The following is a 14,299-nucleotide window of genomic DNA, read 5'->3' as shown; positions in this document are numbered from 1 at the left end:
GAACCATGTTGATTGACGCCCAGGAATCCCAGCTCGTGCTGGTCGACTACCAAACCCGCCTGATGCCCGCCATCCATGAAGGCCCGCTGGTGCTCGAAAACGCGCAGCGCCTGGCCCGTGCGGCCCGCCTTTTGCAGGTGCCTGTGTTTGGCACCGAGCAGAACCCTTCCAAGCTGGGCGAGAACGCGCCCGAGCTCAGGGCCTTGTGCCAGCAGACGCTGGCCAAGATGCATTTCAGCGCCTGCGAAGAGGGCCTGTCCGAGTGGCTGCGCCCGCCGGCCAAGCCGGTTCAGGGCAATGCGCGAAGCCTGCCAAAGCATTTGCAAAAACCGGCCCAGGGTGAGCCCGAGCGCAGCGCCATCGTGCTGGCCGGCTGCGAGGCCCATGTGTGCCTGCTGCAGACCGCGCTCGATCTGCTCGAAGACGAATTCGATGTCTGGGTGGTGACCGACGCCTGCGGCTCGCGCACCGAACGCAACCGCGATGCGGCCTTTGACCGCCTGGCTGGTGCCGGTGCGGAACTGGTGACCACCGAGATGGTGCTGTTTGAATGGCTGCGCACCGCCGAGCACCCTCAGTTCAAGGCGGTTCAGGCCCTGATCAAATAAGCCGCTGGCGGCGGACCGGGCCTCAGGCGCTGTCGCGAAAGCGGCGCGTGATGTCTTCGATGGTGGCTCGCTCCTGGGCCAGGGCCGCGACGCAATGCGGGTCAAGCTGCCCGGCCTCGGCCATGTGCTGCAACTCGCTCAGGGCCTGGTCGGTCGGCCAGCCTTCCTTGTAGGGGCGGGGGCTGGTCAGCGCATCGAAGATATCGGCCACGGTGACAATGCGGGCCTCGATCGGGATCTCGGGGGCTTTCAGCCCCCGCGGGTAGCCGGAGCCATCGAGCAATTCGTGGTGATAGGCCACGATATTGTGCATCATCGCCGAATTGGGCAGGTCATTGAGCTTGAAGTCGCCCATCATCTTGCCGACCAGCGCACAGCCGAGTTCGACATGGGTTTCCATGATGCGGTGCTCGTCGGCGTCCAGTGAGCCCTCCTTGAGCAGGATGCGGTCGGGGATGCCGATCTTTCCGATGTCGTGCAGCGGCGCGAATTGGTAGATGTTCTCCACAAACTCGTCGTCCAGCCCATAGCGCGGCGCCACGCCGCGCGCAATCAGTCGTGCGTAGCGCGACATGCGCTCCAAGTGGGCCCCGGTTTCGAAGTCGCGCAGGTTGGCAAAGTCCCGTGCGATCTGGGTCGATGCCAGCAGCATGCGCACCGTGGCCATTTCGCTGCTGATCATCATGTTGATCAGGCTGCAGGCCAGCACCAGATCGCGTTGTACGGTGGGGTTGAAGACCTCGGGCTGCAGAGAGTCGAAGAACACGAAGCCCAGCAGCGTTCCCTGGCCATACATGGGCACGGTGAACGACGACTGGTAGCCCTGCTGGTTCAGCCATTGGGCATGCTCACTGCCTTGGCCGATGACCTTGGGGATGTGGTCCAGCACGCGCAACTCGCCGCTGCGTGCCAAGGCAAGAAGCGATTGGCTTTCGTGCAGGGGAAACTCATAGCCGCGCAGCGCCTCACCGGTGCGGGTGCTGTGCAAAAAGGTTTTCAGGCGGTCTTCGCTCTCGTCATAGAGCGCACAGGCGACGCGGTCAAGCGAGGGCACGGCGGCTCGCAGATGCTCGTGCATCTCGCGCAGGCGTTCGCTCAGGCTGCGGGCGCCTGCAAACAGGTCGACAAAGTGGGGAATGGGTATTTCGGTCATGGAGCGTGGAGCGCGCCCGCGTGATTGGAGCACCGATGTCAGGGGCGACAAGCGTTCAGTATCGGGCTTTCTTGATGCAAATCAAGCTGTGTTGCCGGGCCGGGCCGGGATGGCCTCGTGCTGGGGCCTGTGAGGTCGAGATGACGCGTGTCAGGTCTGAGCAAGCCCCTGATGAATAATTATGAATTCAATTGAATAGACCCAAGCCCCCAGCCCGGCTTGCAGCGGGGGGTCCCAGAGTCGGTGAGAGGAGATCAACCGGATGACTTACGCACAATTCCACCAGCGCTCCCTGACGGAGCGCGACGCCTTCTGGACCGAACAGGCGGCCTTGATCGACTGGCAACAGGCGCCCCAGCAGGTTTGCGATGACAGCAACCCGCCTTTTGCGCGCTGGTTCGTCGGCGGTACCACCAACCTGTGCCACAACGCGGTGGACCGCCATGTGGCCACCCGCGGTGACCAGGCTGCGTTGATCGCGGTGTCCACCGAGACCAACTCCGAGCGGGTCTACACCTTTGCCGAGCTGCAGCGCGAGGTCGAGCGCATGGCTGCATCGCTCAAATCACTGGGTGTGGGCAAGGGCGACCGGGTCTTGATCTACATGCCCATGATTGCCGAGGCGGCCTTTGCCATGTTGGCCTGCGCGCGCATCGGGGCGCTGCACACCGTGGTGTTCGGGGGCTTTGCCTCCGGCGCCCTGGCCTCGCGCATCGATGATGCCGAGCCGGTGGTGATCGTGAGTGCGGACGGTGGTTCGCGTGGTGGCAAGCCCGTGCCCTACAAGCCCTTGCTCGATGCCGCCATCAGTCTGGCCACGCACAAGCCCGCCGCGGTGCTGTTGGTGGACCGTGGGCTGGTGCCCATGAACTGCGTGGCCGGCCGCGATTACCGCTGGGCCGATCTGCGCCAACAGCACCTGGACACCCGCGTGCCTTGCGAGTGGGTGGACTCGACCCACCCCAGCTACACCCTGTACACCAGCGGTACCACGGGCAAGCCCAAGGGCGTGCAGCGCGACACAGGGGGCTACGCCGTGGCCCTGGCCGCCAGCATGAAGCACATCTTCCAGGGCAATCCGGGCGAGACCTATTTCTCGACCAGCGACATCGGCTGGGTGGTGGGGCACAGCTACATCGTCTACGGCCCGCTGATCGCCGGCATGGCCACCATCGTCTATGAAGGCCTGCCGACCCGCCCAGATGCCGGCATCTGGTGGCATTTGGTCGAAAAATACAAGGTCACCCGCATGTTCAGCGCCCCCACGGCTGTGCGCGTGCTCAAGAAGCAGGACCCGGCCTACCTGAGCAAGTACGACCTGTCCAGCCTCAAGGCCCTGTACCTGGCGGGCGAACCGCTGGACGAGCCCACCGCACAGTGGATCAGCAGCGCGCTCAATGTACCCATCATCGACAACTACTGGCAGACCGAGTCGGGCTGGCCCATCCTCACGCTGGCCAACGGCGTGCAGGCCCAGACCAGCAAGTTCGGCAGCCCGGGGTTGGCCATGTATGGCTACGACGTCAAGCTGTTCGACGAGTCCACCGGTGAAGAACTCAAGGGCCCCAACCAGAAAGGGGTGGTGGCCATCGAAGGACCGTTGCCTCCGGGTTGCATGCAGACCGTGTGGCGTGATGACCAGCGCTTCGTGAACACCTACTGGAAGAGCATTCCGGGCAAGCTGGTGTACAGCACTTTCGACTGGGGCATTCGCGACGAAGATGGTTATTTCTTCATCCTGGGCCGCACCGACGACGTGATCAATGTGGCCGGGCACCGCCTGGGCACCCGCGAGATCGAGGAAAGCATCTCCAGCCATTCCAACGTGGCTGAGGTGGCGGTGGTCGGGGTGGCCGACAAGCTCAAGGGCCAGGTGGCCATGGCCTTCGTGGTGCCCAAGGACGCGGCCTCGGTCGACAGCGAAGCGGCCCGCCTGGCGCTGGAAGGCGAGATCATGAAGGTGGTGGACGGCCAATTGGGCGCCGTGGCCCGTCCGGCACGCGTGCTGATCGTCAACGTGCTGCCCAAGACACGCAGCGGGAAACTGCTGCGCCGGGCCCTGCAGGCCGTGTGCGAAGGCCGCGACCCGGGTGACCTGACCACCATGGACGATCCCGCGGCCCTGCAGCAGGTGCGCGACATGGTTCAACCTGGCTGAGCACGGCCCCACGCCGCGCCTGCAGGCCAGCACCGTCTGAACGCGACGGGCCCAGTACATCGGGTCCTGATTTGACAGCCCAGAATCCGAAATAGGATGTACGCGTACATCCTATTTTGTTTTCAAGGCCGCCATGATTCAGACCAAGCGATTCAAGAACGGCAATTCCCAGGCGGTTCGCATCCCTGCCGAACTGGCCTACAGCCAATGGGACCTCGATCTGGTCATCGAGCGTCGAGGCGACGAGTTGCTGATTCGACCGGCGCGTCGCCGAATTGGCGATGTGCTGGGCAAGTTTGCCCAGTTTTCACCCGATTTCATGGCCGACGGCCGTGAGCAGGTCGAGGCCGGTGAGCGTGAGGCCCTTTGATGCCGCGCTACATGCTAGACACCAACATCTGCATCTACCTGATGAAGCACCAGCCTGCGGAGGTTCGTGAACGCTTTGCGGCTTGCTATGTCGGGGATGTCGTGCTCTCGGCCATCACGCTGGCCGAACTCGAATACGGCGTCGCGTGCTCTGGCGAGGCTCAGGCATGCAACCAGGCGGCTCTGAGCAGCCTGCTCGAAGACATCACGGTGGCTGCTTTTGAAACCGGTGCAGCGCGCGCCTACGGACCTTCGCGGGCACAACACCGTGAGCGAAATCGGCATGCCCTGGACAAATTGATCGCCGCGCATGCCCTGGCGCCGCAGGTGGTGCTGGTCACCAACAACGAGTCTGATTTTCTGGCTTTCCCGGGCCTGAGGGTCGAGAACTGGGTGAATGCCCATTGATCAGGGTGGATGGCCTTACTATTCGCTATTCATTAACGGAATAGCGATCATGGACCACTTCCTCATCCGCGCCCCCCGAAGGCTTGTTCTGCTGGCTCTGATGGGCCTGGCACCGGGTTTTGCCCTGGCCCAGGCCCCTACCCAGGAGCTGACCGTGTCAGCCGCTGCCAGCCTGACCAATGCGTTTCAGGACATTGCCAAAGCCTTTGAAAAGGCCCACCCGGGCAGCAAGGTGGTGCTCAACTTTGCGGCTTCCGGGCCCTTGTTGCAACAGATCCGCCAGGGCGCGCCGGTGGACGTGTTCGCTTCGGCAGACCAGGAAACCATGGACCGAGCGGCGGCCGCGCAATTGCTGGCGCCGGGCCGGGTCGACTTTGCGGCCAACACCCTGGTGCTGGTGCAGCCCGTCACCTCCACCGCCACCCCCAAGGCCCTGGCCGATCTGGCCAGTCCGGCTTTCAAGCGCCTGTCCACCGGCAGCCCGGCCACCGTGCCCGTAGGGCGTTACACCCTGGAAGCCGTGAAAACCGCCGGGCTGGAGGCCGATTTTCAACCTCGCTGGATCTACGCCGACAGTGTGCGCCAGGTGCTGGCCTATGTGGCGCGGGGCGAGGTGGACGCCGGCTTTGTGTACCGCACCGATGCCCTGATCGAGAAAGACCGGGTGCGCATTGCCTTCACGGTGCCCACCGGCACGCGGGTCAGCTACCCGATCGCACCGGTGGCTGCAGGCAAGAACCAGGCCCTGGCCCAGAGCTTCATCAGCTACGTGCGTTCGGCGCCTGCCCAGGAGATTCTGGCGACTTACGGTTTCGCCAAGCCCTGAGCCCAGGCCTCGGGCGCGCGCCATTGGGCGGCCCAGGCCTTCAGTTCGTGGGCCGGCATGGGCCGGGCGATGCCATAACCCTGGCCCAGCAGGCAGCCCATCTGCAGCAGGCGCAGGCCTTGCTCGGTGGTTTCCACCCCCTCGGCGATCAAGGTCAACCCGAAGGAGCGTGACAGGCCGATCACCCCGTCCACGATGGCCATGTCGCCGATGTCGGTCATCATGCCCATCACAAAGCTGCGGTCGATCTTCAGCGTGTCGGCCGGCAATTGGCGCAGGTAGGTGAGCGAGGAGTAGCCGGTACCGAAGTCGTCGATGGCGACCGACAGCCCCATGTTGCGCAATTGGACCAGTGTGGCCGACACCGCATCGATGTCGGTCAGGGCGGCGCTTTCGGTGATTTCGATCTCCAGCAGTGAGGTGGGGACATCGGCGTACTCGGCGAGCAACTGCTGTACGCGCAGCGGAAAATCGGCCATCTGCAGATGCCGCGCCGAGATGTTCAGGCTCAAGGGCACGCGCAGCCCCTGGGCCAGCCACTCCCGTTGCAGCGTCAGGGAATGGGTCAGCACCCATTCACCAAAAGGCGCCTCCAGCACGGAACCTTCGATCTGAGGCAGGAACTCGCCCGGCCCCAACAGGCCCTGTTCGGGGTGGCGCCAGCGGGCCAGGGCCTCAACCCCCACCAGCGTGCCTTCCTGCATGTCCACCTTGGGTTGCACGTACAGGCAGAACTCGTTGGCCTGCAACGCTGCGGCCAGGCGGTCCAGCCGGGTGTGGTGCTCGCGAGAGGCCCGTTCGCGTTCGGCATCAAACAGGTGGATTCGGTTACGCCCTGCCTGCTTGGCCAAGTACATGGCTTGATCGGCGTGGCGCAGCAGGGTGTCGGCATCGGCGTCGTCATCGGGGTACAGCGTCAGCCCGATGCTGGCGGTCACGGTCAGGGCCTCACCCTCCAGGCGCACCGGCTCGGCCATGCGTTGCATCAGGCGGCCGAGGGTGGCTTCGCAAGTCTTGCGGCATTCGGGCTGGGTCAGCAGGATCACAAACTCGTCGCCGCCCAGTCGGGCCACCAGATCCTGGGCACGGATGGCGCTTTGCAGTCGGCGTGCAATTTCGACCAGCAACTGGTCACCCACACCGTGGCCCAGCCGGTCGTTGACCGGTTTGAAACCATCCAGGTCCAGGTAGGCCACCCCCAGCAGTTGGCCGCTCTGGCGGGCTTCACGCATGGCAGATTCCAGGGCCTGGGCCAGTTGCACCCGGTTGGGCAGGCCGGTCAGGGCGTCGAAGTGGGCCAACTTCTGCAGCTGAGCCTCTTGTTCGCGCTGGCGCGTCACGTCCAGCCCCACCCCCACCATGCGAAGGGGCCTGCCGTCGACCTGGCGGGCAATCACTCGGCCCAGGTTGCGCACCCAGCGCACGTTGCCGTCCCCATGCTGCAGGCGCAAGGTCACGTCAAAGGGCTGATTGGGGTGGTTTTGATGGCGATCCAGTGCCGCAAATGCCAGCGCGCGGTCGTCGGGGTGAACCACGTCGCCCCAGCGTTCCGGCGCCGAGCTGGGGTCGGCCGGGGGCAGGCCCCGCAGTTCACGCCATTGACGGTCTCCCACCACCTCACCGGTCTGCATGTTCAGGTCCCACAGGGCCAGGGCGGCGGCTTCAATGGTCAGCGACAGCAAGGCCTCGCGCTCTTGCACCAGGCGTTCGGCCTGTTTGCGTTCGGTGATGTCCTTGATGCCGAACAGCCAACAGGCCTGGCCATCGAATTCGATGGTCTGCATGGATTGCAGGCCGGTGCGTGTCGGGTGGCCGCGCGGCGTGAAATCGACTTCGTAGGCATTCAGCACGCCCTGGGCGTTGGCCATGCTCAGCAGCGCGTCGCGATCGGCCTGGGTGTACAGACCCAGGCCTGCTGAAGAGGTGTCTTGCAAAGCCTCGTTGCGACTGATGCCCGTGGCCTGCTCCCAGGCGGGATTGACCTCCAGGTAATGCCCGGTGGCCTTGCTGCAGATGCCCATGGGGTCGGGAATGGCCTGGAAGATGCGTGAAAACCGCTCTTCCGATTCGCGCAGGCGATCACGGCCGCGGCGTGCTTCATCGATGTCGCGGATCACGCCGCGCACCCGGCGCACCCGACCGTCCTGAACCACAGGCTCGGCCATGGCTTGTACCCAGACCACACGCTGGTCACGGCGCACGATCTGGATCTCATGTTCAAAGGGCTTGTGCTCCAGCACGGCGAGCCGCATCGCCTCGCGGAAGACCTCACGGTAGGGCAGGGCCACGAACTGATCGACATACTGGTCTGGCACACCTTCACCCGCAGACAGGCCGTGCAGTTCGTAGCAGACGTCCGACCAGTAACGCTCGGTGGGGTCGGGCGAGTCTTCCCACACCCCCAGGCGGGCAATGCGCCCGGCCTGTTGCAGCAGGGCGTTCACCCGCACCAGCTCATCTTGCATGGACTGGTGCTCGCTCATGTCATGGAACAGGAAGATGAAGCAGGGCTCGCCGTCCATGTTGATCTGGCGCGCCGACATGCGTCCCGGGATGATGCTGCCCTCAACGCTGCGCGCCAGCAGGGGCAGGCTGTCGACCTGCCCCTTGTCGCGGAAGCATTTCAACAGTTTCTCGCGTTCCGCGGGGCTGGCCCAGATGCTGAGTTCGAGGGAGGTGTGCCCGACGATGTCGTCGCGCGGGCGGCCCAGCAAACGGCAGAAAGCGGGGTTCACCTCGCGGTAGGTGCCATCGCTGATGCGGGTGATGCCTGCCGCATCGGGCAAGGCCTCGTAGATGGTCTGAAACTTCGCTTGCGACAGTTGCAGCGCATCGCTGGCCTGGTGGCTGGCCGTGATGTCGTGGTGCATGCCCACCACCCGGCTGGCCCGGCCGAGTTCGTCACGCTCGACAATGCGCCCACGTGCCAGCACCCAGTGCCAGCGGCCGTCGCGGTCGTGCACCCTGAACTCGGTCTCAAAAGCATCGTCGGGGCTGCGCAGCAGGTCCTGTCGGACGTTTTCGAGCCGATGGGCGTCGTCAGGGTGCCAGTGTTGGTCCCAGACCTTCCAGGGGTCGGTGCCACGGGGGCCGCTCAGATCGAACTGTTCGTAAAAGCTGCCCTGGAAGGTGGTCCGTTGCTTGGGCACGTCCCAGATCCAGCGTCCGCCGCCCGAGGAGTCCAGTACCTGAAGCAGCTCGTTTTCTCGCCGCTTGAGCTGAAGTTCGTACCGTGCCCGTCCCAGCATCAACTCCAGGCAGCAACCCAGCAGCAGGGTGCTCCCCCCGTAGCGCCACAGTTGGGCGTGCGATTGATCACTCAACCAGCCCAACTGGCTGGCCAGCAGCATCAGAGCCTGCACCCCTGCCGCCAGCATCAGCAAGGACAGCCACACCCTGACCCGCGGCGAGGCCTTGGACCGCTCACGCCGCAGCAATTGGCGGCAGACATCGGCCCAGGCCATGAGCATGAAGATCAGCAACATCTGTGTGTCCGCAGAGGGTGCGCGCAGGATCACGGCCGCCAGCAAAGCCGGTACCAGAGCGATCAGCCCGACCCGGCGCCCCATGATGTACAGCGCCAGGGTCAGGTAGGCTGGCCGCAGTTCGGCCATGGGCGACAGCCCCGCCAGCACGTTCCAGTACATGGCCACCACTGAGGCCAGGCCCAGCAGCGTGCCTGTGAACAGGCGTTGTCGAAGGCTGGGGGTCAACAGCCAGCCGGGGGGCAGCAGCAGGAACACGCCGACCACGGCCGCCGTGATACCGCTGTTCACCGCCAAGTCAAGCGGAAAGTCAATCAACCCATCACCTCGTTCATATCTTGAAGCCGGGCATCCGGGCGCAGGCCTCAAGGCCTGGGGTGAGGCCTTCAGCCTGAGGCAGGGCGCCGGACTGCGTTACTGAACACAAGTGTAGAGGGATGGTGGCCCGCCTCAGGGCGCGCCAGGGCAGGTCCAAGGGGGGGCAAACCCGGGGAGGCCCCCTGCCAGGGCTGCGTTTGCCTATTTTTTGATCTGTATCAGGCCGGTGGAGAGCGCGGTGCCGCAAACGATCACCAAGCCGCACAGCACCATCCATGGCGTGATCTGTTCGCCCAGAAACAGGCCACCATAGGCCACGGCGAACAGGGGCGTGACGAAGGTGACCGTCATGGCACGGGCCGGACCGGCATGCAGGATGAGCCTGAAATACAGGATGTAGGCAATGCCAGTGCAAAACACCGCGATCGCAGCGATGGCGGCCCAGGCCTGCAGGCTGGGAGCCTGGGCTGGCCACGACAGGGCGGTGGGCACGGCCAGCACCAGGGCTGAGCCCAGTTGGCTGCCGGTGGCATTGGCCAGGGCGGGCACCCCACCGAGGAAGCGCCGCGTCAGATTGGCGGCCCAGCCATAGCAGAACGTGGCCGCTAGGCAGGCCAGCACGGCGAAGCCGCTGCCACCGGGTTTGAAGCTGGCCTTGTCCACCGCCAGCAGCACCACGCCCGTGAAGCCGATGGCCAGGCCCAAGGCCTTCATGCGTCCAGGGCGTTCACCCAGCCACAACCAGGCCAACAGGGCGCCACACAGGGGGGTGGTGGCATTGAGGATGGCCGCCAGCCCGGTGTTGATGGACAGCACGGCCCAGGCGTACAGGGCGAACGGGATCGCTGAATTGACCACGCCGATCAGCAAAATCGACCGCCATTGGGCCTTCAGTGCCGGCCACTGCCCCCGCGAGACCATGATGGGCCACAGAAAGACCGTGGCCAGAATCACCCGCAGGCCGGCCGTGGCCAGCGGGCCGAACTCCGAGGCCCCCAGACGCATGAACAGAAAAGACGCGCCCCACAGCGCTGCCAGCAACACAAACTCCAGGACCCAGGCGGCGCTCATGCGGGCACCTCGGTCCACAGCAAAGCCTGGCTGGCAGGCCCATCGGGCAGGGCCTGGCCTTCCAGGCGCAGCAGCGCCTGCTTGCGCTCCAGGCCACCGGCATAGCCGGTCAGGCTGCCATCGGCGCCCACCACTCGGTGGCAGGGCACGATCACCGACACCGGGTTGCGCCCCACGGCGGCGCCGACCGCTCGTGCCGCGGCGGGCCGCCCCAACTGGGCGGCCAAGGCCCCATAGCCCTGCAACTGGCCGCAGGGGATGCGCAGCAGCGCTTGCCACACGGCCTGCTGGAACGGCGTGCCCTGGTTCAGGTCCAGTGGCACGGAGAACTGCCTCAGGCGGCCCTGCAGATAGGCCTGAAGTTCATCACGGGCCTGCTGCAGCAGGGCGTGCCCGGGGGCCAGCGGCCAGGCGTCCGGGCCATCGAGTCGGGCCGGGGCGTGGCGCTGGCCGGCAAACCAGGCACCGGCCAGGCCGAGTGGGCTGGCTGCGAGGTGCATGGGGCCCAGCGGGGTGTCAAACACCAGTTGAACCCGTTCAGAGGGGGCGGTCATCGGCAAATCCTGTGGGGTGAATTCGGGGAAGTGGGGAGGGGCGGGGCCCGGAGGGCAGCGTCAGGCCGTGTCGGGCGCCGTGGGGGGGCCGTGTCCCCAGATGCGCAGCACGGCATAGCCGCGCCAGGGGCGCCATGCGGCCGAGGCGGCTTCGGTGGCCAGCAGGCGCTGGCGCGGCGTGCTGCCTGGCTGGCGCGTGCCCAGGCGCTCTTGCAACACACCGTCGCCAGCCGGAAACGCATCGGGCCAGCGCAGGGCACGCAGCGCGATGTACTGAGCTGTCCAGTCGCCAATGCCGGGCAAGTCGGTGAGTGCGGCCAGGGTCTGAGCCAGTGGAGCGCTGCCATCCAGCGTCAGGCGCCCTGCGAGCAACGCCTGGGCCAGGGCCATCAGGGCGCGTTGGCGTTGTCGCACGATGCCCAGTTCGCCCAGGCGGGGGGCCAATCCCTGCCCATCGTCCAGAGCAGCCAGGGCCGCAGCATCAGGAAACACGCAGGTCAGGCCCACAGGGCGTGGGATGTCGGCGGGCAGTGCCTGCCCCAGCAGGTCGACCAGGCGTTGGCACAAGGTGCGCCCACCCGCCACGGTGACCTGCTGGCCCAGGATGGCACGCACCGCCAGTTCAAACCCGTCCAGCGTGCCCGGCACGCGCAAGCCGTTGAGTGGCCCGAAGTGGGGCGCCAAAACCTGGTCGATGGCGCCTGGGTCGGCGTCCAGGTCCAGCCACTGGCGCACCCGGCGAATCACGGTGGGCAGGGCAGGGCTCAGGCTTTCGCTGCAGGTCAACAACACCTGGTGCGGTTGCGTTGGCCAATGCACCTGTACCCAACCGATCAGCGGTTGGCCTCCGCCGTGCAAGGCTGGCAGGCGCAGCGTGCGCGCCACGCGCAGGCCATCGGCGGCCTGCTCAATGGCTTCCAGACCCTGCAAGGCCCGCTGGGCCAGAAACCCAACCAGGCCCGCCTGGTCGTAGGGGGGGCGGTAGGCCAGGCGGATGGCGGTCTGGGCGGTGTCCGCCACGGCGGGGCTTTTGCGCCATTGGCTGGGGTTGAGGCCGTAGTGTTCAACAAAGGCGGCATTGAAGCGGCGCAGGCTCGCAAAGCCACTGGCCTGTGCGATGTCGGTCACCGGCAGGGGGGTGTCAGTCAGCAACTGCTTGGCCGTCAGCAGCCGCCGGGTCTGCAGGTAACGCAGGGGTGCCACCCCCAGACTGGCTTCAAAGACACGCCTCAGGTGCCGGTCGCTCACCCCCAGGTGAGCGGCCAGCCGGGCCATGACGGGGGCTGCGTCCGGCTCGCCGACCTGAGGCCAGTGGCTGGGGTCGTCCAGCCAGCGCGAGGCCTCGGCAGCCAGAATCCGGCGCGCATCGGTGCTGGACCACGCCAGTGTCTGCGGGGCCAGCTCGGGTCGGCAGCGCAGGCAGGGGCGAAAGCCCGCCTGCTCGGCCTGGGCAGCCAGCTCGAAGAAGCGGCAGTTCTCGCGTTTGGGCGCACGCACCGTGCAGACCGGGCGGCAATAGATGCCGGTGCTGGTGACCCCCGTGAAAAAGTGGCCATCAAAGCGCGCATCGCGGGTGCTGAGCGCCAGGTAGCAGGCCTCGGGGTCGGTGCTCAGCCCCGCGGGCTGCGCCCGCCCACCCGCCCGGGGGGGGCTTTCGGGCAGCGCCTTGGAAGGGACAGGTGGTGAGGCCATGCCGGCATGATACGCAGCGCAGGGTGATGCGCTGGCCGTTTTCGGACCCCGTCCTTCCCCTAAACGGATGAGTAAGAATTTGTCAACTCAGGCTTTCCCCTCACTACAATCGGTCGGAGTTCCGGCGCGTGGTGTGCCGGTTTTGATCAGTGACACATCCTCCGTACGGGCTCTATCCATGCAAGTGAATGCAGCGATCTTCAAGGCTTATGACATCCGGGGCATTGTGCCCACGACCCTGAACACCGAGGTGGCCGAGGCCCTGGGGCTGGCATTTGGTGCCGCTGCCCAGGTGCTGGGCGAGAAGACCGTGGCGGTGGGGCGCGACGGCCGTTTGAGTGGGCCGTCCCTGGTTCAGGCGCTGATCCGTGGCCTGATGGCGGCCGGCATCGAAGTGATTGATGTGGGCGCGGTGACCACGCCCATGCTGTACTTTGCCGCCAGCACCCTGTGCCGCAGCGGCATCCAGGTCACGGGCAGTCACAACCCCAAGGATTACAACGGCTTCAAGATGGTGCTGGCTGGCAAAGCCATCTACGGCGATGAGATCCAGGCCCTGCGTCGCACCATGGAGGCCGACAGCGCCCCGCGCCTGGCTGGTGGCAGCGTGCGCCAGGCCGATGTGGGCCCTGCTTACCAGGACCGCATCGTGGGTGACGTGAAGCTGGCCCGCCCGCTGAAGATCGTGGTCGACTCGGGCAACGGCATTGCGGGTGCATCGGCCCCGGCCATCTTCCGCGCCTTGGGCTGCGAGGTCACCGAGTTGTTCAGCGAGGTGGATGGCGACTTCCCCAACCACCACCCTGATCCGAGCAAGCCCGAGAACCTGCGTGACCTGATGGCGGCACTGCAGGCCGGTGATGCCGAACTGGGCCTGGCCTTTGATGGCGACGGCGATCGTCTGGGCATCGTCACCAAGGACGGTCAGAACATCTTCCCCGACCGCCAGATGATGCTGTTTGCACGCGACGTGCTGTCGCGTGTGCCTGGGGGCGAGATTGTTTTTGACGTCAAGTGCACCCAACGCCTGGCCCCTGAGATCCGTGCTGCCGGTGGGGTACCGGTGATGTTCAAGACCGGTCACTCGTTGATCAAGGCCCGCATGCGTGAAACCAATGCCCCTCTGGGCGGCGAAATGAGCGGCCACATCTTCTTCAAGGAGCGCTGGTATGGCTTTGACGATGGCACCTATGCCGGTTGTCGCCTGCTGGAGATCCTGAGCCGCCACCCCGACGCCAATGTGGTGCTCAATGGCCTGCCGCAAAGCCATTCGACACCCGAGTTGAACGTGGCCTGTGCCGAGGGTGAGCCGCACCGTGTCACGGCCGAATTGCAGGCCGCCGCCCCCGCCTTCCTGGCGCAGCGAGCCACGGCGCGGGGGCAAAGCGTCACGCCGGCCACCCCGACGATTTCGGCCATCGACGGGCTGCGCGTTGACTGGGCCGATGGTTTCGGGCTGATCCGGGCCTCCAACACCACGCCGGTGCTGGTGCTGCGCTTTGAGGGGCAGGATGCCGAAGCCTTGCACCGCATCGAGGGCGACATGCTGGCCCTGCTGCGGCAGATCAAGCCCGACGCCCAGGTTGGCAGTGCGGCTCACTGACGCGGCGGCCACGGTGTCGACCGCAGGGCCTCCCCCATCCTGGGCGGGCCGCGC

Annotated in this window: 11 protein-coding genes; 6 read left to right on the top strand and 5 right to left on the bottom strand. The window is 65.9% G+C overall.

Features of this window, described 5'->3' with window-relative positions; genetic code table 11:
- Nucleotides 1-5 precede the first annotated feature (5 nt).
- Nucleotides 6-608 (top strand): isochorismatase family protein, encoded by a 603-nt coding sequence (locus tag AC3WUT_RS21620; protein ID WP_492349150.1) that lies wholly within the window; start codon nucleotides 6-8, stop codon nucleotides 606-608.
- Nucleotides 609-630: 22 nt separating this feature from the next.
- Here the strand turns inward: AC3WUT_RS21620 and AC3WUT_RS21615 are convergent, their stop codons facing one another.
- The gene (locus AC3WUT_RS21615; protein ID WP_492349149.1) at nucleotides 631-1,761 is read right to left on the bottom strand and encodes an HD-GYP domain-containing protein; all 1,131 of its coding nucleotides are present in this window, start codon (nucleotides 1,759-1,761) and stop codon (nucleotides 631-633) included.
- A gap of 262 nt (nucleotides 1,762-2,023) precedes the next feature.
- Between AC3WUT_RS21615 and AC3WUT_RS21610 the strand changes: the two genes are divergently transcribed.
- The 4 genes from AC3WUT_RS21610 (at nucleotide 2,024) to modA (ending at nucleotide 5,522) form a co-directional block, all read left to right on the top strand.
- The gene (locus AC3WUT_RS21610) at nucleotides 2,024-3,919 is read left to right on the top strand and encodes a propionate--CoA ligase (RefSeq protein ID WP_492349148.1); all 1,896 of its coding nucleotides are present in this window, start codon (nucleotides 2,024-2,026) and stop codon (nucleotides 3,917-3,919) included.
- Nucleotides 3,920-4,052: 133 nt separating this feature from the next.
- Nucleotides 4,053-4,289 (top strand): type II toxin-antitoxin system VapB family antitoxin, encoded by a 237-nt coding sequence (gene vapB, locus AC3WUT_RS21605; RefSeq protein WP_492349147.1) that lies wholly within the window; start codon nucleotides 4,053-4,055, stop codon nucleotides 4,287-4,289.
- Nucleotides 4,289-4,696 carry a type II toxin-antitoxin system VapC family toxin gene (locus AC3WUT_RS21600; RefSeq protein WP_492349146.1) on the top strand — a complete coding sequence of 136 codons (408 nt, stop codon included), beginning with the start codon at nucleotides 4,289-4,291 and terminating at the stop codon, nucleotides 4,694-4,696. The genes vapB and AC3WUT_RS21600 overlap by 1 nt, the downstream gene beginning before the upstream one ends.
- 49 nt (nucleotides 4,697-4,745) lie before the next feature.
- On the top strand, nucleotides 4,746-5,522 hold the full coding sequence (gene modA, locus AC3WUT_RS21595) for a molybdate ABC transporter substrate-binding protein (RefSeq protein WP_492349145.1): 777 nt from the start codon (nucleotides 4,746-4,748) through the stop codon (nucleotides 5,520-5,522).
- Here modA and AC3WUT_RS21590 read toward each other — a convergent pair.
- The 4 genes from AC3WUT_RS21590 to AC3WUT_RS21575 all read right to left on the bottom strand — a co-directional run bounded on the left by AC3WUT_RS21590 (nucleotide 5,501) and on the right by AC3WUT_RS21575 (nucleotide 12,642).
- The gene (locus tag AC3WUT_RS21590) at nucleotides 5,501-9,298 is read right to left on the bottom strand and encodes an EAL domain-containing protein (protein WP_492349144.1); all 3,798 of its coding nucleotides are present in this window, start codon (nucleotides 9,296-9,298) and stop codon (nucleotides 5,501-5,503) included. The genes modA and AC3WUT_RS21590 overlap by 22 nt on opposite strands.
- A gap of 228 nt (nucleotides 9,299-9,526) precedes the next feature.
- Nucleotides 9,527-10,396, bottom strand: coding sequence for a DMT family transporter (locus tag AC3WUT_RS21585; RefSeq protein WP_492349143.1), 870 nt, complete (start codon nucleotides 10,394-10,396; stop codon nucleotides 9,527-9,529).
- Nucleotides 10,393-10,950, bottom strand: coding sequence for a methylated-DNA--[protein]-cysteine S-methyltransferase (locus tag AC3WUT_RS21580; RefSeq protein WP_492349142.1), 558 nt, complete (start codon nucleotides 10,948-10,950; stop codon nucleotides 10,393-10,395). Before AC3WUT_RS21580 ends, AC3WUT_RS21585 begins: the two co-directional genes overlap by 4 nt.
- Before the next feature lie 60 nt (nucleotides 10,951-11,010).
- The gene (locus AC3WUT_RS21575) at nucleotides 11,011-12,642 is read right to left on the bottom strand and encodes a DNA-3-methyladenine glycosylase 2 family protein (protein WP_492349141.1); all 1,632 of its coding nucleotides are present in this window, start codon (nucleotides 12,640-12,642) and stop codon (nucleotides 11,011-11,013) included.
- A gap of 178 nt (nucleotides 12,643-12,820) precedes the next feature.
- Here AC3WUT_RS21575 and AC3WUT_RS21570 point away from each other — a divergent pair, with 178 nt between their 5' ends.
- A complete protein-coding gene (locus tag AC3WUT_RS21570; RefSeq protein WP_492349140.1) occupies nucleotides 12,821-14,245 on the top strand; it encodes a phosphomannomutase/phosphoglucomutase in 1,425 nt (474 codons plus the stop codon).
- The last annotated feature ends 54 nt before the right edge of the window (nucleotides 14,246-14,299 follow it).

The organism is Curvibacter sp. EU05-FHT14A10 (assembly GCF_058791075.1).
This window is presented reverse-complemented; position numbering and strand designations above follow the sequence as displayed.